The 18,773-nt window shown below is 46.6% G+C and carries 15 protein-coding genes; 9 read left to right on the top strand and 6 right to left on the bottom strand.

Annotated features, from left to right (window positions below; all coding sequences use genetic code 11):
• Positions 1 to 187 precede the first annotated feature (187 nt).
• Both QUA20_RS23560 and QUA20_RS23555 read left to right on the top strand, forming a co-directional pair.
• Positions 188 to 5,383: a PAS domain S-box protein gene (locus QUA20_RS23560; protein WP_333191609.1), complete on the top strand. Its 5,196-nt coding sequence runs from the start codon at positions 188 to 190 to the stop codon at positions 5,381 to 5,383.
• A 459-nt stretch (positions 5,384 to 5,842) separates the two neighbouring features.
• Positions 5,843 to 7,261 (top strand): lipid-A-disaccharide synthase-related protein, encoded by a 1,419-nt coding sequence (locus QUA20_RS23555; protein ID WP_333191608.1) that lies wholly within the window; start codon positions 5,843 to 5,845, stop codon positions 7,259 to 7,261.
• 253 nt (positions 7,262 to 7,514) lie between these two features.
• Here the strand turns inward: QUA20_RS23555 and QUA20_RS23550 are convergent, their stop codons facing one another.
• The gene (locus QUA20_RS23550) at positions 7,515 to 8,306 is read right to left on the bottom strand and encodes a 2-phosphosulfolactate phosphatase family protein (RefSeq protein ID WP_333191606.1); all 792 of its coding nucleotides are present in this window, start codon (positions 8,304 to 8,306) and stop codon (positions 7,515 to 7,517) included.
• Positions 8,307 to 8,395: 89 nt separating this feature from the next.
• Here QUA20_RS23550 and QUA20_RS23545 point away from each other — a divergent pair, with 89 nt between their 5' ends.
• Positions 8,396 to 9,289: an EI24 domain-containing protein gene (locus tag QUA20_RS23545; protein ID WP_333191604.1), complete on the top strand. Its 894-nt coding sequence runs from the start codon at positions 8,396 to 8,398 to the stop codon at positions 9,287 to 9,289.
• 3 nt (positions 9,290 to 9,292) lie between these two features.
• On the opposite strand, the gene QUA20_RS23540 is transcribed toward QUA20_RS23545, so the two are convergent.
• Positions 9,293 to 9,544, bottom strand: a complete 252-nt coding sequence (locus QUA20_RS23540; RefSeq protein ID WP_333191602.1) for a hypothetical protein — start codon at positions 9,542 to 9,544, stop codon at positions 9,293 to 9,295.
• Positions 9,545 to 10,018: 474 nt separating this feature from the next.
• Between QUA20_RS23540 and QUA20_RS23535 the strand changes: the two genes are divergently transcribed.
• Together QUA20_RS23535 and QUA20_RS23530 are read left to right on the top strand one after the other, a co-directional pair.
• On the top strand, positions 10,019 to 10,750 hold the full coding sequence (locus QUA20_RS23535) for a DUF7873 family protein (RefSeq protein WP_333191600.1): 732 nt from the start codon (positions 10,019 to 10,021) through the stop codon (positions 10,748 to 10,750).
• A gap of 443 nt (positions 10,751 to 11,193) precedes the next feature.
• On the top strand, positions 11,194 to 12,141 hold the full coding sequence (locus QUA20_RS23530) for a serine/threonine-protein kinase (protein ID WP_333191598.1): 948 nt from the start codon (positions 11,194 to 11,196) through the stop codon (positions 12,139 to 12,141).
• Here QUA20_RS23530 and QUA20_RS23525 read toward each other — a convergent pair.
• From QUA20_RS23525 to QUA20_RS23515, 3 genes are all read right to left on the bottom strand, one after another.
• The gene (locus QUA20_RS23525; protein WP_333191596.1) at positions 12,135 to 12,761 is read right to left on the bottom strand and encodes a J domain-containing protein; all 627 of its coding nucleotides are present in this window, start codon (positions 12,759 to 12,761) and stop codon (positions 12,135 to 12,137) included. The genes QUA20_RS23530 and QUA20_RS23525 overlap by 7 nt on opposite strands.
• A 130-nt stretch (positions 12,762 to 12,891) precedes the next feature.
• Positions 12,892 to 13,485 carry an ATP-dependent Clp protease proteolytic subunit gene (locus QUA20_RS23520; RefSeq protein ID WP_172188328.1) on the bottom strand — a complete coding sequence of 198 codons (594 nt, stop codon included), beginning with the start codon at positions 13,483 to 13,485 and terminating at the stop codon, positions 12,892 to 12,894.
• Between the two features lie 201 nt (positions 13,486 to 13,686).
• Positions 13,687 to 14,346 carry an ATP-dependent Clp protease proteolytic subunit gene (locus QUA20_RS23515; protein WP_333191593.1) on the bottom strand — a complete coding sequence of 220 codons (660 nt, stop codon included), beginning with the start codon at positions 14,344 to 14,346 and terminating at the stop codon, positions 13,687 to 13,689.
• Positions 14,347 to 14,418: 72 nt separating this feature from the next.
• Between QUA20_RS23515 and QUA20_RS23510 the strand changes: the two genes are divergently transcribed.
• The 4 genes from QUA20_RS23510 to thrB all read left to right on the top strand — a co-directional run bounded on the left by QUA20_RS23510 (position 14,419) and on the right by thrB (position 18,099).
• The gene (locus tag QUA20_RS23510; RefSeq protein ID WP_333191591.1) at positions 14,419 to 15,654 is read left to right on the top strand and encodes a VWA domain-containing protein; all 1,236 of its coding nucleotides are present in this window, start codon (positions 14,419 to 14,421) and stop codon (positions 15,652 to 15,654) included.
• A 222-nt stretch (positions 15,655 to 15,876) separates the two neighbouring features.
• A complete protein-coding gene (locus tag QUA20_RS23505) occupies positions 15,877 to 16,443 on the top strand; it encodes a Uma2 family endonuclease (RefSeq protein WP_333191590.1) in 567 nt (188 codons plus the stop codon).
• A gap of 3 nt (positions 16,444 to 16,446) precedes the next feature.
• Positions 16,447 to 16,941: a tetratricopeptide repeat protein gene (locus QUA20_RS23500; protein ID WP_333191588.1), complete on the top strand. Its 495-nt coding sequence runs from the start codon at positions 16,447 to 16,449 to the stop codon at positions 16,939 to 16,941.
• 90 nt (positions 16,942 to 17,031) lie between these two features.
• Positions 17,032 to 18,099 (top strand): homoserine kinase, encoded by a 1,068-nt coding sequence (gene thrB, locus QUA20_RS23495; RefSeq protein WP_333191587.1) that lies wholly within the window; start codon positions 17,032 to 17,034, stop codon positions 18,097 to 18,099.
• 213 nt (positions 18,100 to 18,312) lie between these two features.
• Here thrB and QUA20_RS23490 read toward each other — a convergent pair.
• Positions 18,313 to 18,773 (bottom strand): WD40 repeat domain-containing protein (locus QUA20_RS23490; RefSeq protein WP_445304703.1); only part of this gene is annotated, 461 nt, incomplete at its 5' end.

Below are 18,773 nucleotides of genomic sequence, written 5' to 3'. Positions count from 1 at the left end.
AAAATGTTTCGCGTTGACAGTCGAGTTAGTGCGTGATATAATTATAAGTATTAAACACAATTTTTGTTATTAGCGCTCACACCGCTAGATGATCGCAGATGTATCTGTAGGTGCAATTAAATTATTGCCCCCGAAATAAAAGATAAAACCCAAGTTAGTTTAACATTTTTATTGATTAATAACTATTATGAAAGCAGTTTTTAACTTAGCTGTGGCTCCTGTCTTCTTGAAAGTTCTGTTAGTAGAAGACCACCCTCAGGAAGCTGAGCTTATTGAAGATTTGCTGTCGGAAATTGGCGGCGTGCAGCGTATACTACTGACGAAAGTAGAGCGCCTCAGCGAAGCGCAGCAGCGATTGAATCAAGAAACTTTTGACATAATTTTATTAGACCTTTCACTGCCAGACAGTATCGGAATCGAGACGGTGGCTCGGGTACAAGAGTACGGGCTAAATGTGCCGATCGTAGTTCTGACCGCCCAAAACGACGAAGAGCTTGCCCTGCGGTTGATTTCGGTCGGGGTCCAGGATTATTTAGTCAAAAGAAAAATTGACAGCGAACTGTTAATTCGATCGATCCGTTACGCCATAGAACGCCAGAACAGTCAAGATGCTTTGCGAAAGAGCGAAGAAAAATATCGATCGGTGGTAGAAAATTTCCTGATCGGAATTGCCATCATCGCTCCAATTATTGACCGCGAAATCCCTCAAAATTGCAACTGGATAGAAGTTAACGATGCGCTGTGCAATTTGCTGGGCTACGAGCGCGACGAACTCGTGCAAAAGAATTGGCTGGAGTTGACTCATCCAGAGGATTTAGACGCCAATTTTGAAAAAATTTCTCAGATGTTAGCAGGTACGATCGACGGTTACATCTTAGACAAAAGGTGGCTCAAAAAAGACGGCGAAATAGTTCACACGCGAGTTTCCCTGCGCTGCATCCGCCGCGAGGACGGGTCGATCGACCGGATGATCGAAGTAGTGTTGGACGTGAGCGATCGCTACCGCTACGAAGCCAAACTGAAAGCGTCAGAAGAATTTTTAAACCACACCATAAATGCTACGCCAGACCCAATTTTTGTCAAAGACGAGCAACACCGCTGGATGATATTAAATGATGCTTTTTGTCAGTTGATCGGTAAATCGCGGCAAGAACTGATCGGCAAATCAGATTATGACTTTTTCCCAAAATCAGAAGCTGATGTTTTTTGGACAAAAGATGAAGAAGTATTGAGAACGGGGGTCTGCTTGGAAACTGAAGAAAAATTCACAGACACCGCCGGGAAAGAACACATCATCTCTACCAAAAAAAGCGTTTTTAAAATAGCAGACGGCAGTAAAGTAATAGTAGGGACAATTAGAGATATTACCGAAGAGAGACGGCAGCAAAGAGCCCTGAAACAAAGCGAAGCTCGATTTCAAAAATTGGTAGCTAATATGCCGGGAATAATTTATCAATTCCGAATCTCAGCAACTGGAGAAAGGTCTTTTCCCTACGTATCTTCAAGTAGTCGCCAAATCTACGGATTAGAGCCAGAAGTAATAGAGCAAAATGCAGAAATAATTTTCAGCGGAATTCATGCAGACGATATCTTAGATTTTGAAGCATCGATCGAAGTTTCAGCCGCTACCCTGGAACCTTGGCAGCAGCAGTGGCGGCATACCCTGCAATCGGGAAAAGTTAAGTGGCTGCAAGGAGCAGCGAGACCGGAAAGGCTCAATAATGAGGCAAAATCTGGGAGCGAAGGCGATATTCTCTGGGACGGTTTAGTGATGGATATCACTGAATTAAAGCAGGCACAAACAGAGCGCGATCGCTTTTTTACCATCTCCTTAGACTTGCTTTGCATTATCGGTTTCGACGGATATTTTAAACGATTAAACCCTGCTTGGTCAACGGTTTTAGGCTACAGTAGTGCTGAAATTCTTGCCAAGCCGATGATCGAATTTGTGCATCCAGACGATCGAAAAGCTACCGCAGCCGAAGGGGTAAAACTAATAGCCGGTACTTCCAGTATCTCCTTTGAAAACCGCTATCTTTGCAAAGATGGTTCTTACAAATGCCTGCTGTGGACGTCATCGCCATTTAGTGAAGAAGGTTTAATTTACTCAGTCGGTCACGACATTACCTATCGCAAACAAGCCGAGTCCAAACTCCAGCGACAAGCAGTAGCAATGGCCGCTGCTTATGATGGTATCGCCATTTTTAATAATAATAAAGAATGTATTTATTCAAACGACGCTTATCTAAAAATGTACGGCTTGGCTAGCACTAGCCAACTGTATGGGAAGAAATGGAAAATGCTCTACAGCAAAGCAGAAAATATATTTTTTGAACTACAAATAATGCCGATGCTCCTGCAAAAAGGGTACTGCAATATAGAAGCGAGCGGCCAGCGCCGCGACGGTACTAAGTTCCCTCAAGAATTGTCGCTGACAATGCTTGCAGGCGGCGAGATAATTTCGATCGTCCGCGATATCACTAATAGAAAGCAGGTAGAATCAGCACTGCGAGCTAGCCAGCGCCGCTACCAAACTTTAGCAGAAGCATCGCCAGTTTGTATATTCCACACCGACCCCTCGGGAAATTGCCTTTATGTAAATCAGCGGTGGAGTGAAATCACGGGATTAAACGCAGAATTAGCAGCAGAAACTGGCTGGATGGAGGCCATACATCCCTATGATACGGAGCGGGTAAAAAATGAATGGTATCGAGCAATTATTGAGAAATTTCCTTTTAAATCCGAATACCGCTTTCAGCGTCCAGACGGTCGTGTAATCTGGGTGATCGGTCAGGCAATTGCCGAAATCGGAGACAAGCAGGAAATTAAAGGCTATATCGGCACGATTACTGATATTACCGATCGCAAACAAGCAGAATTAGATTTGCTGCGAGTTACTCAAGCCGTAGAAAGTACCAGCGACGCGATCGGCATTGCTGACTTGACAGGGCGATCGATCTACCACAATCAAGCCTTTGTTCAGCGGTACGGCTACACAGCAGAAGAACTACACACAGCAGGCGGAGCAACGGCACTTTACCCCCGAAGTCAAGTGCTGGTAGAAATGTTTAAAACAGTCCGTAAAGGCAAATCTTGGCAAGGCGAACTCCAAATCAAAACTAAAAGCAACGAAGTGGTAACGACTTTATTTCGTGCCGACTGCATTAAAGATGAAACTGGCAATTTAATCGGGCTAGTGGGAGTAATTACCGACATAACCGATCGCAAACAAGCTGAGATGGCGCTGCTGCAACAATTAAAGCGAGAACGGCTGGTAGTTGCCATGCTCGATCGCATTCGCTCCTCCCTCAATTTAGAAGAAGTCCTGACAACTGCTGTCGAACAAGTGCGGCAATTTTTGCAAACAGACCGCACAGTTATTTACCGTTTTAATCCCGACTGGAGCGGCTATGTCGTTGTGGAATCCGTGGCAAAAGATAGAATTTCGCTGCTAAATTTTAACAATGTTGATGGCTGTTTTAAAGAGAAATTTGTTGATATTTATCAGCAAGGCTGTATTAGATCTATGGAAGATATTTATCGGGAAAATTTGACGGAATGCCACATGAAATTTCTCGAAGGATTTGAAGTAAAAGCTAACTTAATAGTGCCGATTTTAAAACCACGAGAAAGCATTTCCCAAGCCCAACCTACCGCCCAAAATCAGCTCTGGGGACTGCTGATCGCCCAGGATTGCAGAGGCCCCCGTCCCTGGGATGCCTCAGAAATAGAATCCCTCCGGCAATTGTGCGTCCAATTGGCGATCGCGATCCAGCAATCGACGCTATTTGAACAAGCACAAACCGAAATTGCCGATCGCAAACTTGCAGAATCGGCCCTCCAACAAGCCAAAGAAGCCGCAGAAAGCGCCAACCGCGCCAAAAGCGAATTTCTAGCCAACATGAGCCACGAACTTCGCACGCCTTTAAACGGCGTTTTAGGTTACGCTCAAATCTTGAAAACAGATAAAGACTTAAGCTCAGATCAGCAAGAAAGTCTCAGCAATATTCAACAGTGCGGTCAACACCTGCTGATGTTAATCGATGATGTTTTAGACCTTTCCAAAATCGAAGCTAGAAAAATGGAACTCTACCCGGAAGAGTTAAATTTTCAAAAATTCACGAAAAACATTGCCGATCTCTTTCAGATGCGGGCATCGCAAAAACAAATTTCCTTCAATTACGAACAAGTATCTCCCCTGCCTAGCTCCGTCCGTGTGGATCAAAAAAGATTGCGCCAAATCCTCATAAATTTACTCAGCAATGCCGTTAAGTTTACTAACAGCGGCGGTGTGACTTTTAAAGTCGGCTATGTCGGCACAGGAGCCTGGAGTCGAGGGCAAGGCGAAAATTATGAATTATCGATTTTGAGTGCGGAACTGAAAGAAAATTATATGCGCTTCGCCCACAATGCGATCGCAGCCCAACACGCTTTAAAAATCCGCTTTCAAGTCGAGGATACCGGCACAGGAATAGACCGAAGCAAGTTAGAAGAAATATTTTTGCCCTTCCACCAAGTAGGAGGCAATACCTTTGTTGAAGGTACGGGTCTCGGACTCTCGATCAGCCAGAAATTAGCGAAACTAATGGGTACCGAAATTCGCGTCAACAGCAATTTGGGAAAAGGCAGCACTTTTTGGTTAGATGTAGAATTGCCCGCAGCCAAACGGTACTTAGAGGTGTCTCCTTTGAGGGAAAAACGCTGGGTAGTCGGTTTTTTCGGCAACAAGCGGAAAGTCCTAATCGCGGACGACAATCAACTAAATCGCAATTTATTGTGCAGGCTGCTGGGGCGTTTGGGATTTGAAGTTGTAGAGGTCGAAAACGGTCGCGAATGCCTCTGTAAAGCAGTTGAATTTCAACCGGATGTGATTTTAATGGACTTAGGAATGCCTGTAATAGATGGGTTAGAAACTGCAAGGAGACTGCGGCAGTTGGCGGAATTAAAAGATGTCGTGTTAATCGCTATGTCAGCTAGCGTTTTCGAGGCGACGCAGCAAGAGAGCATCCTCGCAGGGTGCAATGATTTTCTTCCCAAGCCGATCGAAGCAAATCACTTTTTGGAACAGTTACGGGTGCACTTGGGACTAGAATGGATTTACGAAAAATCTTCGGAAAGCAAAAAACGCAAAACTCCCAGTTTGTCACCAGCATCTGATTTGCCTGCTTATTCTTCTCTGTTACCTGCGGCTTCTGAGTCGGTAGCAAAAATTTTGAAACTCGCAGCTATGGGCGACATTGAAGAAATTTTTGAGGAGAGTGCTAAGCTGGAAAGTTTAGACCCAAAATTAGTGCCGTTTGTCTCGAAGCTGCGCCAACTTGCTAAGGGATTTCAGCTCAAACAAATTCGGAATATTTTAAAGCAATATATCGAGGGAAAATAGTAGGACTATCACTGTTTAGAGCTTGTCTTTAACAGATAAGCTGTTGGGCATCTAAATTGTATTTTTGTGCGGGCGGGACACCCCACAAGAATGTCATCAAACTTGACTGTAAAATTTAGATGCGCCTGGGCTCGTTCTAGATGCGCAGCAGCTTACCGCTGCGTTATTTAGGCGGAGATAGGGCAATTGTCGATCGGGCAATTAATTGTCAGTGCAGGCGATCGTAAGTCCCAACATTAAACAAGTTGTTTTGCCGCTTCAGAAGTTGCCCTCCTAGAGTCCGAGCAACTGCTGTTAAATGCCAGATATATTTGGGTACAGCAGAGATTTTGAGCAGCGGCGGATCGGGTTCGATATTACCGTGTTTTGTACTATTTTAAACAACATTTTTCTGGTAAACTAAAGTGGAAAGTTGCTTTCCATCCCTAGACTGAAGTCGCAGGGTTTGCAGGCTATTTTTTGACAATAGAGTTTTTGAGAGAGTTGGGATTGAAATTACTTTGCCTCAGTAACGGCCACGGAGAAGACGCGATCGCCCTTCGCATCTTGCGGGAACTGCAACAGCACCCGCATCCCCCAGAATTAGCCGTGTTTCCGCTAGTGGGCGAAGGGCAAGCTTTCGCTCAACTAGAAAACGCCCGCATCATCGGCCCGGTGCAGCGGATGCCTTCGGGCGGCTTTATTTACATGGACGGAAGGGAATTTTTGCGCGATGTCAAAGGCGGCCTGATTCAGTTGACCGTAGCTCAGTTTAAAGCCATCCGCGCTTGGGTGCGGACGCAACAACAGTCTGGGAATCAAGACGGCGTTATTTTAGCCTGCGGGGATATTGTACCGCTGCTGTTTGCTTGGCTCAGCGGCGCGCCCTATGCCTTTGTTGGTACGGCAAAGTCCGAGTATTATTTGCGCGACGAGAACGGGCCTCTGGGGCGCAAATCCCGCGCCTTTGCTGGGTGGGGTTGGTCGCCGCGATCGGTTTATTTGCCTTGGGAGCGCTGGTTGATGACTCGATCGCGCTGTCGGGCCGTTTTTGCCAGGGACGCGCTAACCGCCGAGACTTTACAAAAGCTGGGAATTCCGGCTTACAATCTCGGGAACCCAATGATGGACGGACTCGAACCGGAAAATCCAGCCGGTTTTTACGGCCCTGACGCAGAGTTTCGGGAAATGGAGCGATCGCTCGTCATCACCTTACTCCCCGGTTCTAGAGCGCCGGAAGCCTATGCTAATTGGCTGCTAATAGTAGAGGCAGTAGCCGGAATTTTGTCGCTGTTTGCCGATCGCAAATTGTTATTTTTTGGAGCCATTTCCCCTGAGTTAAATCTAGAAGCTTTGCGACCGAGTTTAGAATTTTTCGGCTGGCGACAAGACGGCGAAATTAGAACGCAGCGGCGAGAAGGAAGTATTTTGCGACCTCCTGTTTCTAGCGCTCAAGAAATTCATAAAGAATCTCCTAATTTGCTATTGCCCTTGACATTTGTGCAGAGAAACGCCACGATGATTTTAACTCAACAAAGTTTTAACGATTGTTTGTACGAAGCCGATTTAGCAATAGCAATGGCAGGAACGGCTACAGAACAATTTGTAGGTTTAGGAAAACCCGCGATCGCCATTCCCGGAAACGGCCCGCAATTTACTCCCGCTTTTGCAGAAGCTCAAAGTCGCTTGTTAGGCCCGTCATTAATTTTAGTCAAACATCCCGCCGAAGTTGCCGCTGCCGTCCAGTCTTTGCTCCGCGACCCCGACAGGTTACAGCTAATCGCAGAAAATGGCTGGCGCCGCATGGGAGAACCCGGTGCAGCAGCCAGAATTGCCGAGTGTTTAATTCAGCGGTTCGGCGGTGAATCCAGCAATTCTCAATTGCCTCCAATACACTAGGGACACAACATTAGTGATGTCCCTACCCAATATCTTTAATTCTACTTTCTTTAAAAAAAATCTCGTTCGCTAACTAATATCGTTTCCGGTAGCATCGGAATTATTAGCCAAAATTAGGACACGGCACTGCCGTGTCCCTACAATATTATTTTCGGTAGGGACACGGCACTGCCGTGTCCTCTATATCATTCCTACAAATAGAGTGTGCATCTAATCCTGGAGTCGCAACCAATACACCACTCCCAGAAAAAATTTAATTCGCCGTTTTTTCCGAAGATTGCACCCAGAAATTAGCTTGAGGAATTTTAAAATCCGACTTAACCAAAACTCCCGGTTCTCGCTGCACCGGCAGCACATCTAAAGTATCCGTTTGCGCGCAATATTTTAAATCTTCAATAACACCTAAACCGAGGAGGCGCTGGCCGTGACTGGCTCTTTCCAACAATTCGTGCAACCGATCTTGCCAGTGCAGGTAAAGAGCAATAGCAGCAAATACTTCATCGTTACCAGCAAAATCGCTCGCAGGAATACCGCTTTCTGCCAGGAGACTTTGGGCGATCGCACCAGCACAAACCGTATCTTCCAACGAATAACTCCCTTCCCAACCCGAACCCACAATCCAAATAGTTTCCGGCTGTTTATTTAACAAAAACTGCACCACAGATTTGCGGTTAATCAAAGCCGCCGTTAACACAGTTGCAGCAGCTTGCACTCGCTGCAGAGCCCGAGTACCGTTAGTTGTGCTGATAAAAATTCGCTTCCCAGCCACCTTTTCTGGCGTGCAGTCGAAGGGGGAATTCCCCATGTCAAATCCGTCAACTTTGCCGCCGCCGCGCTCTCCAGCGCGAATTCGCTTGTCTGCAGGCCATTTTTCGCTCTCGGCCATCAGCTTATCTAAGTCGCTGAAAACTTGGACAGCTTCCGCCCCATTATTCAGGGCCGTTGCCATTGTCGTCGTCGCCCGCAGCACATCAACTGCGATCGCGCAAGCCGGCATTTTGTCGGCTGGCGTAAGTTCCGGGGTATGGTAAATAAAAAGCTTCACTGTTGGGCTACCTGCGATAAATCCTCATCAGCAATAATAATGGAAAGTGGATAATAGAAAATAGAGTCGAGTCCTCAAAAGCAGAAAATATGTCAAAACAGCTAAATTCAAACCCCGCCCAGGCCGCCATTACCGCACCAATTGGACTCGTGGCAGGTTTCACCTATCCTTTGCGAGCTTTCACGCTGATTTTGCAAACTCCCAAGCTGTGGACTTATGTATTAGTTCCCGTGGTGCTAAATTTTATAATTGGTATCGGTCTTTATTTAAGCTTGCTATTTCCCAGTTTGGCAGGGATAGACGTTTTAGTTACCGATTTGTCCGTCCGATTTAATGCTCTAATTGCGAGTTTTCCAGCTTGGCTGAGCTTTCTCGGCGTGTTAACAGTTGCTTTCGGCTGGCTGCTGCGCGTACTCCTAGTGTCAGGACTTTTGCTGATAATTGGATTTTTGTTAGTGCAGTTTGGCGTGATTTTAGGTTCGCCTTGGTACGGCAAACTTTCCGAACAATTGGAACTTCTGCGGAACGGTCAATTGCCCGCAGAAGCACCAATGAATTTGGCGAGTAGTTTTCGGGATATTCAAAGGGCGATCGCCTTTGAACTGCGAAAACTACAAATTTTGTTGAGCGTCGGTATACCCCTGCTGCTGCTGCATTTTATCCCTGGCGTCGGCTCTATTCTTAGCAGTTTGGGTGGCGTAGCTTTGGGCGCGACTATTGTCTGTTTGGACTTTTTAGATGCACCTTTGGAGAGGCGGAGACGACCTTTTCAGGAGAAATTGAAGATAATTTGGGCTAGTTTGCCGGCCAGCGGGAGTTTTGGTGTGGTTTGTTTGGGTTTGGTGAGCATTCCCCTGTTGAATCTGTTGGCGATTCCGCTGTGCGTGACGGCGGGAACTTTGTTTTTCTGCGATCGCATTTGGCCGGCCCGCTTTGCCCCAGAAGAAACAAAGAGCGATCGAGAAACTAACATTACCAATTAAAAACTAGGAAGATGCTTCACCCTTCGGCTGCCTCTGGGAGTTAAAACCCAAAAAGGGGCTTAAAAACAGCCAACTAAGGAAGAAGAATGATGCTGTAAATAGCTGGACAATATCGATCGCCGACAAATATCCGTCAGATAATAGTGCAATAGTTCTATCTGTCAGCCCGAATATCCAAGAGAGAATCCCAAACAGCCAAATGCCTTTTTGGAGCATGGGCAAAAATGCTAAAACTTCGGAGTTTTGCTGGTTCATTGATTTAGCCCTTGTTTGCGAAGAATCTGATTAACGGGGCACCCCAAGGGCTTAAGGATTTTTGGTGTCTCCTCGGATTCCCTTTGTTATCTATATGTTAAGAAATGTTTCCCGATATGACAACTCGCCCTGGGAGGTATTTCCGCATCTATCTCAAGAGGTAGTTGCAGCCCCAACAGAGAGTGATATTTGCTACACTTTGGCAGCGACGCTAGAGATTTTGCCTATTTTTTGAGAGATAAATTGCTGGGCACGGGTAGCGGCGGGATCTATTGGCACCGCGCCTACAAAAAAAAGCTTGTAATTTATATTGAATTATGTAATACTACAAGTTGAGCAAGTCTGGTTAAAGAACGATCGTGAGGTTTGTACTGAGGACTGAAGTCCTCAAAGACCTAAAAGCCACAGGACAAACAATTTGATTATCAAAATCAACCGGACTTGATGTGAGTTCAGCGTCAATAAAATCGAACAATGGCACGCTTAAATCAGATTATTGCGATCGAAAAAGGCATCAAAAGCCGCTCCGCCCAAGAACTAGCAGAAGCTCAAAAAGCGCTCCAGAAGCCCGCTGTGCTTTCTGGAATCTCCCGCACTTACCGTCCCAAAGACGAAGAAGGCGAACAACTGCCGCCAGAGTCCAAAAAAGTTGAAGTCAAAGCCGAAGAGATTATCCGCAAAACAACTGAAGTTTTGACCAAACTCTTCGACGTAACCGCAACCAAAGATTGGACAAATTGTAGCGCCCGCGCGGACGTAACTGTAGACGGAAACGTGCTTTTGAGCCAAGTTCCCGTCAGCTATTTGCTATTCATTGAAAAACAGTTAGCAGATTTGCAAGCATTCATCAAAAAACTTCCTGTTTTAGATGCTTCGGAGACTTGGAACTTCGATGCTTCGGCAGACTGCTGGGCAACTGAACCGGTGCAAACTCTCAAGACTTTTAAAACTCCGCGCAATCACGTTAAAGCTGAAGCTACCGAACACCATCCGGCTCAAGTCGATGTTTATTACGAAGATATTACGATCGGCTATTGGCGGACTGTAAAGTTTTCTGGAGCTTTGCCAGCGCGGCGGATCAATGAGTTGCTGCAAAGGGTGGAAATCTTGCAGCAAGCTGTTATGTTCGCCCGCGAAGAAGCTAACAATTCAGAAGTTGAGGAACAGAGAGTGGGAGAGCGAATTTTTCAGTTTATTTTCCGCTAAGTGCTTGCTTTTTTGATAGTTATGGTTTAAGATATAAACAGAGTACAAGTTCAATCTAAAACTTCAACTTAAACCGTACAAATGTGACAGTACAGGTTCGACTCCTGTCCCTTCTACCCAAAATAGGGGGGTAGCCCAATTGGCAGAGGCAGCATTGCGTACAAATTCAACAGCAAGTTATTACTCTAAACTCAGCATTCTCCGCCGATCGCTAAAACGAATGTCAGGAAAATCACATCATCGAGGTTGCTGGCTCATATCCAGCCCCCTCTACCAAACGCAGGGGGGTAGCTCAATCGGTAGAGCGCGATGCTATTAATCTTAAATCCTTGACTTAAATGTGATAGCGTGCGCAAATGGGCGGTAAATATAAACCCAGTAGTAAGGTCAGAACTGCTGGGTTTTATGCTAATAATTGAATCAATTTGTTAAATCCGTCAGTTGTGGACGTATCAAGGCCGATGATTTACTGCATCAACCCTCAATGCGAACAACGCGAAAATCCTGCTGCTGCTCAAAATTGTCAGGCTTGCGGCACGGATTTGTTAATTGCCGATCGCTACCGCATCCTTAAATCAGTGCGATCGCCCAATCCCGCACGCCCCACTGACATCTTTGAAGTTGAAGATTTGGGAACAGGGGAAAACGAATGGGGGACTGTCAAAGTTTTAAAAGTCTTGAAACACACCCACAATCCCGATTTACTTCGCTTGTTCCAGCAAGAAGCGCGAGTTTTGATTTGGCTGGCCGGAAAAGGCCGTGTTCCCCAAGTGGAACCTGACGGTTATTTCCAGATACCACTGCCCAATAACTCCCAGAAATTGTCTTGTTTGGTAATGGAAAAAATTAGCGGAGAAAACTTGGCAGAATTCTTACAGAAAAACCAGTCCGTTTCTCAAACGCTCGCTCTTGATTGGCTGCAACAAATGCTTCATATTTTGCAGGAAATCCACAAATATCATTTAGTACATCGGGATATTAAGCCATCCAACCTGATGGTTTCAGCCAATGGGAAATTGAGATTAATTGACTTCGGCGCTGCAACAGAAGCAGAGAGAGATACCGCAGCCATAGGTTCTGCTGGATACTGCGCGCCGGAACAAATTTTAGGTAAAGCAGGCGTGCGATCGGACTTTTTTGCCCTGGGGCGTACTTTTGTACATTTATTAACAGGCATACAGCCGATCGACTTTCCCGTTAATGGAAAAACTGGTAAAATTAATTGGAGGAACCAGGCTGTAGATATTGATCCGTTACTCCTAGACTCGATCGACGAATTAATGGAACCGCTACCGGAAAACCGACCTGAAAATACCCAAGTTATTTTAGAAAAATTAAAAATTCACGACGCAGACCCCCTGCAAAAGGGGGACGCAACATCGCTTCAATAAATCTGTTCCAACCTGCGAAAATCGCGCTCGACTTCCGCCCACAAAGCCCGATTGTGAGGGTCAGTTTTCACAGCCTTTTTCAAATAAATTCTCGCCTTATCAACCTGCTTTTCTCCGATCAAATGCCGTCCCCAGCGCTGATAGGCGATCGCCTGCCACTGACGCACCTCCAAATCTTCAGGAACCCGCTGGGCCAAACCCTCAATCAAGGCGATCGCCCGCGGAAACCTCTGATATTTCAGCAACTGCTGCAACTCAAAATAAGCATCTTGCTTTAACTTTTGTTCTACCGCCGACAGATCCGCATTAGATTGAACCGCAGCCTCTTTTCGAGTCACTTTAACTGCCTGCGGTTGAGCTTTCACCTCCAGATCCGGCGGTGTCCAAATAGGCGGCACAGTTGAATTGGCAACTTTCGACTCCGCAACATGGTGGGGGGCAATATTCACCAAGAACTTATAAGCCTCAGTAATAGCAATAAACTTATTCTTAGCCTGTTCGTTTCCCGGATTCACATCGGGGTGATACTGTCTCGCTAACTGCCGATAAGAGGCCTTAACTTGCGATAAACTGGCACCAGACCTCAGTCCTAACTGTCGGTAATAATCTGCAATATCCATTTAGCATGAATGAGCGTTGATAATACCATTAAATATGGCAGAATCCTTAAATGTAAAGATTCTGCCAAAATTTACTGCGAACTACGTTGTAGTGCGAGGGTTGCCCGCACTACGGTCGCGAAAAAATAACTTACGGACGATCTTCGATCACTCTGTCAATCAAGCCGTATTCCTTGGCTTCCTCAGCGGACATGAAATAGTCGCGATCCATGTCCTTCTCGATTTTCTCGATCGGCTTGCCAGTATTCTTAGCATAGATATTATTGAGTTCGTGGCGCAGCCGCAGAATCTCTTTCGCCTCAATCTGAATATCTGTTGCTTGTCCCCGCGTGCCCCCAGAAGGCTGGTGAATCATGATTCGCGAGTGAGGCAAAGCTAACCGTTTTCCTTTCGCACCGGCAGCTAACAGGAAAGAACCCATCGAAGCAGCCAAGCCCACACAAATCGTCACCACGTCCGATTTAATGTGCTGCATGGTATCAAAAATAGCCATGCCTGCCGACACCATTCCGCCTGGGGAATTGATGTACAAAATAATATCCTTACCTGAATCTTCCGAATCGAGATAGAGCATCACAGCGATGATTTGATTGGCAATTTCATCGTCAATGTCCCTGCCCAAGAAAATAATTCGTTCCCGGTAGAGGCGATCGTAGATATTAATCCACTGAGTATCATAACCACCCGGCATTTTGTAGGGAACTTTTGGCACACCTATAGGCATAATTCGGAACTCCGTTTAGTTGATAATTGGTGATCGGGCAATTGGGAATCGGGCATCGGGCATCGGGCATTGGGAATTGGTAATTGGGAATTGTTAGTCATAAAAAGACTATTGAATAACTAATCAGGGTAGAAACTACTAGCCATTAACCCTTAATTCTTACTCATTCCCCATTCCCCATTCCCCATTCCCCATTCCCAGTTAGATGACTCCAGCCGGCAGCGGTTTCGGCAATTCTTCCGAACTTTCAAGAACGCGATCGATCAAACCGTATTCTTTAGCTTCATAAGGCGTCATGTACAGCAACCGATCCATATCTTTAGTAATCTTTTCGATCGGTTGGCCAGTACAGCTTGCAAAAATATCAAGCATCGTCGCTTTATTTGCCAGCACTTCCTTAGCCCGAATTTGAATGTCGCTTGCTTGACCCCGCGTGTAAGCCTTGGGTTGGTGCAACACAATAGAAGCGTGGGGCAAACTCGCTCGAAAGCCTTTTGTACCAGCCGCTAACAGCATCGCAGACATCCCCATTGCCGAACCGAGGCAAATAGTGTGTACGGGCGGCTTAATGTACCTGATCGTATCGCAGATAGCGAAGGCTTCTGTTTCAAAGCCGACGGGTTCGCCACTGTAACCAGAAGTGCCGGTCGAGTTGATGTAGATTTTGATCGGCTTCTCGGGGTCTTCGTACTGCAAGAACAACAGTTCAGCGATAATCAGTTCTGTTACCGCAGGCACTAGAGGCATACCCAGATAAACGATCCGCTCCTTCAGCAACAGGGATGGCAAATCGGGAGGTGGCGTCCGAGAGTTCCCTTCCCCGTAGTATGGCGATTGCACAGCTTTAATTGGTGTGTTCATATAACCGAAATGTTGCCTGAACTGATGGAGCTATTCTTAAAGAAATAGTAACGCAATCTTTAGGTATCCCGCATGAAAGTTAGTTTGCTCCCGGTTTTAAACGACCCTAACCTTGACGCTGCCGCGCCCTCAACGCAGCGCCAGCTAGCAATTTCGGTGTCTGCGACGGCAAGCTCGATCGACTCCAGCGTACCCTTAAACCTGTGCCTGATTCTAGACCACAGCGGTTCGATGGGCGGACGCCCCTTGGAAACCGTCAAACAAGCTGCCGGACGGTTGCTCGACAGGTTGAAGCCCGGGGATCGCTTTTGCGCGGTGGCTTTCGACCATAAAGCCAAAGTCCTCGTCCCCAATCAAATTGTGGGAGATCCCAGCAGCATTAAACGGCAAATTGAGCAATTGCGCTCGGCCGGCGGCACAGCAATTGATGAGGGCATTAAGTTAGGTATTGAAGAGTTGGGCAAAGGCAAAAAAGAAGCTATATCTCAGGCGTTTCTGCTGACTGACGGCGAAAACGAACACGGCGACGACAGCCGCTGTTTGAAGTTGGCTAAATTGGCTGCCGACTACAACATGACTTTAAATTCTCTGGGATTTGGCGATAACTGGAACCAGGATATTTTGGAAAAGATTGCTGATGCTGGCGGCGGTGCTCTGGCTCACATTCAGCGTCCCGAAGATGCGGTTGACGAGTTTAGCAAACTATTTACTCGCATCCAAGGTGTAGGTTTGACTAATGCTTATTTGCTATTTTCACTGATGCCAAAAGTGCGGTTAGCCGAACTCAAACCGATCGCCCAAGTTGCCCCGGATACGATCGAATTGCCAGTACAGCAAGAGGGCGATCGTTTTATGGTGCGCCTGGGAGATTTAATGAAGGATATAGAGCGAGTAGTTTTGGCTAATATTTATATTGGACAGTTGCCCGAAGGTACACAGGCGATCGGGCAATTGCAAATTCGCTACGACGATCCGACTGTCGGTCAAAGTTTGCTTTCCGATCCCGTTGCAGTTTCTGCTAATGTCTTAAAAGTTTATCAGCCAGCACTTAACCCGACTGTGCAGCAGCACATTTTAGCTTTGGCTAAATACCGCCAAACTCAACTGGCAGAAACTAGATTGCAACAGGGCGATCGAGCCGGCGCGGCTACGATGCTGCAAACTGCTGCGAAAACTGCTCTGCAAATGGGCGATAAAAGTGCCGCAACTGTGCTCCAAACCTCTGCTACTCGTTTGCAGGCTGGCGAACAATTGAGTGAAGCCGATCGCAAGAAAACTCGGATTGCTTCTAAAACTATTTTGAAGTAATCCGGCGATTTAAAATTTTAAATAATTTTAAATTGGGCGATCGGACAATTTGGCGATGCGAAATCGCCTCTACAAAAACGAAACCCGCCTGGCCGCGGGTTTCAATATTCTGAGTTTCGCCAGCAGAAAGCGAAAGTCAGTGTAGCCCGATTGTTTCAAGCTGTGGAGCGTGTAGAAGCTCGATCGTTTAGAATGTTTGTATCACCTATCAAGAGTGCTTGTATGAACCAGACAATATCTGATAAAGTACGCTGGACTACCGCCGATTTAGAACTATTGCCCGATAACGGCGATCGCTATGAAATTATTGATGGGGAGCTATTTATAACTAGAGCACCCCATTGGGGGCATCAACAGACTTGTGGCAGATTTTTTTCTTGCCTTGATACTTGGTCGATGTCTACTGGTTTGGGACGAGCCGCCATCAATCCGGGTCTTATTTTCACTGATGCTGATAATGTCATACCTGATGTAGTTTGGGCGAGCAATGAACGCTTGGCTATCTTGCTAGACGAAGCAGGCCATTTAACCGCCGCACCCGAGTTAATTGTTGAAGTATTATCCCCCGGTGCAGACAATCAGAGACGCGATCGAGATTTGAAACTCAGACTCTATTCAGTGCGAGGAGTACAGGAATACTGGGTTGTGAATTGGCAATTGCAGCAAATAGAAGTTTATCGCAGGGAACAAGCAAGTTTAAGGCTGATTGCTACGCTGTTGAGCAATGATGAACTAACTTCGCCTTTGTTGCCCGGTTTTAGTTGTTCAGTCGCTCAAATCTTTGCCTAAATTATGAAATCATCATTTTACAATTTAATTGCTACTCTAGTAATCTTTACTATATTTGGTAATATATTCCCGGCTGTATCTGCTAAATCCTCAGCAATATTAATAGCTCAAAAAACGATTGTTCAAAATCCTGCTGAAGATTTATTCAATAGTGCTTTAGCCAAATCAGAGGCTGGAGACATTGAAGGTGCGATCGCCGATTACACCGAAGCCATCCGCCTCAACCCCAACTACGCCAAAGCCCACAACAAACTGGGCATAATTCGCGCCCGCAACCTCAAAGATTATCCAGCAGCAAAAGCAGATTTCGATCGCGCCATTAAAATCAACCCCAACTACGGCGACGCCTACTACAACCGCGCCAGAGTCCGCGAGTTCTTAGAAGACAAGCCGGGGGCGATCGCCGATTATCATAAAGCAGCCGAACTCTATCAAAAAGATGGCAATACCAACGATTATCAAGATGCCATACAGCATCTTGAAAGTCTGCAAAAATAGAGTGCTTTTGAAAACATAGTATAATATCCTTCGATCTGCGTTCATCCGCGTTCATCTGCGGTTAAACACTCCAAATTAACTATTCAAAAAATGTCCGTAATCTCCACCGTCACCGTTACCGTACCCGCCACAACCGCCAACCTAGGCCCAGGATTCGACTGCATCGGTGCCGCTTTAAGCCTCTACAACCGCTTCCAATTCTCCCGACTCGAACCCTCAGCAACCGAGAAACTAAAAATTACAGTTACAGGCCAAGAAGCCGCCAAAGTCAAGACAGACGACAGCAATCTCGCTTATCAAGCTTTTCTCAAGTTATACGATCGCCTCCAAAAATCGCCGCCGCCCGTAGCCATACATATAGATATGCAAGTGCCGCTGGCTAGAGGCTTGGGAAGTTCCGCTACAGCTATTGTCGGCGGGTTAGTCGGTGCAAATCAATTAGCCGGTGCGCCTTTGAGTCAGGTGGAAGTGATGCAGTTGGCGATCGAACTTGAAGGACATCCCGACAACGTTGTCCCCGCTTTACTGGGAGGATGTCGCCTCGCTGCTAGCAATACACCCCCCCAACCCCCCCTTACTAAGGGGGGGCTAAGAGAAGAATTCCCCCTCCGTGAAGCGGGGCTAACAGAACAATCACCCTTAGATTTAGATGCGGAAATTCTACCATCACCCCCCCTTAGCAAGGGGGGGCAGGGGGGGGGTTCTTGGCAGATTTGCGATATTCCCTGGCATCCGAATATTGTGCCCGTCGTAGCCATCCCCGATTTTGAACTTTCTACAGCCGAAGCGCGCCGAGTTTTGCCCGCAGATTACAGCAGGGCTGACGCGATTTTTAATGCCGCACACCTCGGTTTGCTGTTGCGGGCTTTGGAAACGGGCAATGAAAACTGGCTGCGGTGCGCCCTCCAAGACAAAATTCACCAGCCTTACCGGCAATCTCTGATTAAGGGATATGAAGCGGTGCAACAAGCGGCCCTGAATGCACGGGCCTGTGGAATGGTCATTAGCGGTGCCGGGCCGACGCTTTTGGCTTTAACGGATGCTACTAATGCTGATGCGGTTGTGAGGGAAATGGCGGCTGCTTGGATGGAATTTGGGGTAAAGGCTGATGTAAGGGCGATCGATCTCGACACCCAAGGAGCACAAGTCTCGACTTAATTATTCCAATCCTGGACGCACAACATCTATATAAGCGCCTTTTGTAGGGGCAAAAATAACCGCACTATACGGCATCAGAACCATCAATTATCAATTAACCGCAGGAAAGATTGAAATCGGTTCCCCTGCTGTATCTTTATCGCCAGGATTAAGACAAATTCGCAAAGTTCGCCTTCTTCTGCCGGAACCACAGCCGCATTTTTTCCCTAAATCCTATTTGATTGACTCTTGGTTGAGGTAATCAGAACACATCTGTTTATCCTCTTCTGTCACTTTCGGGTTGGTTCTAAGATAATCGCTAATCCAATTGCAGCCTAATGCCATTAGTTTATCAACATCCCAAATCCATAGCTTGACGATTTTGTCACTGCTTGCAGAAGCCAAAGTCAAGCCATCTGGACTAAAGGCGACGCTCCAGATCGAATCGCTGTGCCCGGTGAGGGTAGCGATGGGTTTTTGGGTTTGCAGGTTCCACAGTTTGATGGTGTGGTCACTGCTTGCAGAAGCCAAAGTCAAGCCATCTGGACTAAACGCGACGCTCAAGGCCGAATTGCTATGCCCGGTGAGGGTAGCGATGGGTTTTTGGGTTTGCAGGTGCCACAGTTTGATGGTGTGGTCACTGCTTGCAGAAGCCAAAGTCAAGCCATCTGGACTAAACGCGACGCTCAAGGCCG

The sequence above is a fragment of the Microcoleus sp. Pol7_A1 genome (assembly GCF_036701085.1).
Taxonomy (GTDB): Bacteria; Cyanobacteriota; Cyanobacteriia; order Cyanobacteriales; family Microcoleaceae; genus Microcoleus; species Microcoleus asticus.
Note: the sequence above shows the minus strand (reverse complement) of the source record. Positions and strands in the feature narration are given on the sequence as shown.

What these genes read in the sequence shown, in the direction of transcription:
- QUA20_RS23560 (WP_333191609.1), top strand. Translation starts at nt 188, where the DNA reads ATGAAAGCAGTTTTTAACTTAGCTGTGGCTCCTGTCTTCTTGAAAGTT.
- thrB (WP_333191587.1), top strand. Translation starts at nt 17,032, where the DNA reads ATGTCCGTAATCTCCACCGTCACCGTTACCGTACCCGCCACAACCGCC.
- QUA20_RS23510 (WP_333191591.1), top strand. Translation starts at nt 14,419, where the DNA reads ATGAAAGTTAGTTTGCTCCCGGTTTTAAACGACCCTAACCTTGACGCT.
- QUA20_RS23500 (WP_333191588.1), top strand. Translation starts at nt 16,447, where the DNA reads ATGAAATCATCATTTTACAATTTAATTGCTACTCTAGTAATCTTTACT.
- QUA20_RS23520 (WP_172188328.1), bottom strand. Translation starts at nt 13,485, where the DNA reads ATGCCTATAGGTGTGCCAAAAGTTCCCTACAAAATGCCGGGTGGTTAT.
- QUA20_RS23525 (WP_333191596.1), bottom strand. Translation starts at nt 12,761, where the DNA reads ATGGATATTGCAGATTATTACCGACAGTTAGGACTGAGGTCTGGTGCC.
- QUA20_RS23515 (WP_333191593.1), bottom strand. Translation starts at nt 14,346, where the DNA reads ATGAACACACCAATTAAAGCTGTGCAATCGCCATACTACGGGGAAGGG.
- QUA20_RS23540 (WP_333191602.1), bottom strand. Translation starts at nt 9,544, where the DNA reads ATGAACCAGCAAAACTCCGAAGTTTTAGCATTTTTGCCCATGCTCCAA.
- QUA20_RS23505 (WP_333191590.1), top strand. Translation starts at nt 15,877, where the DNA reads ATGAACCAGACAATATCTGATAAAGTACGCTGGACTACCGCCGATTTA.
- QUA20_RS23545 (WP_333191604.1), top strand. Translation starts at nt 8,396, where the DNA reads ATGTCAAAACAGCTAAATTCAAACCCCGCCCAGGCCGCCATTACCGCA.
- QUA20_RS23535 (WP_333191600.1), top strand. Translation starts at nt 10,019, where the DNA reads ATGGCACGCTTAAATCAGATTATTGCGATCGAAAAAGGCATCAAAAGC.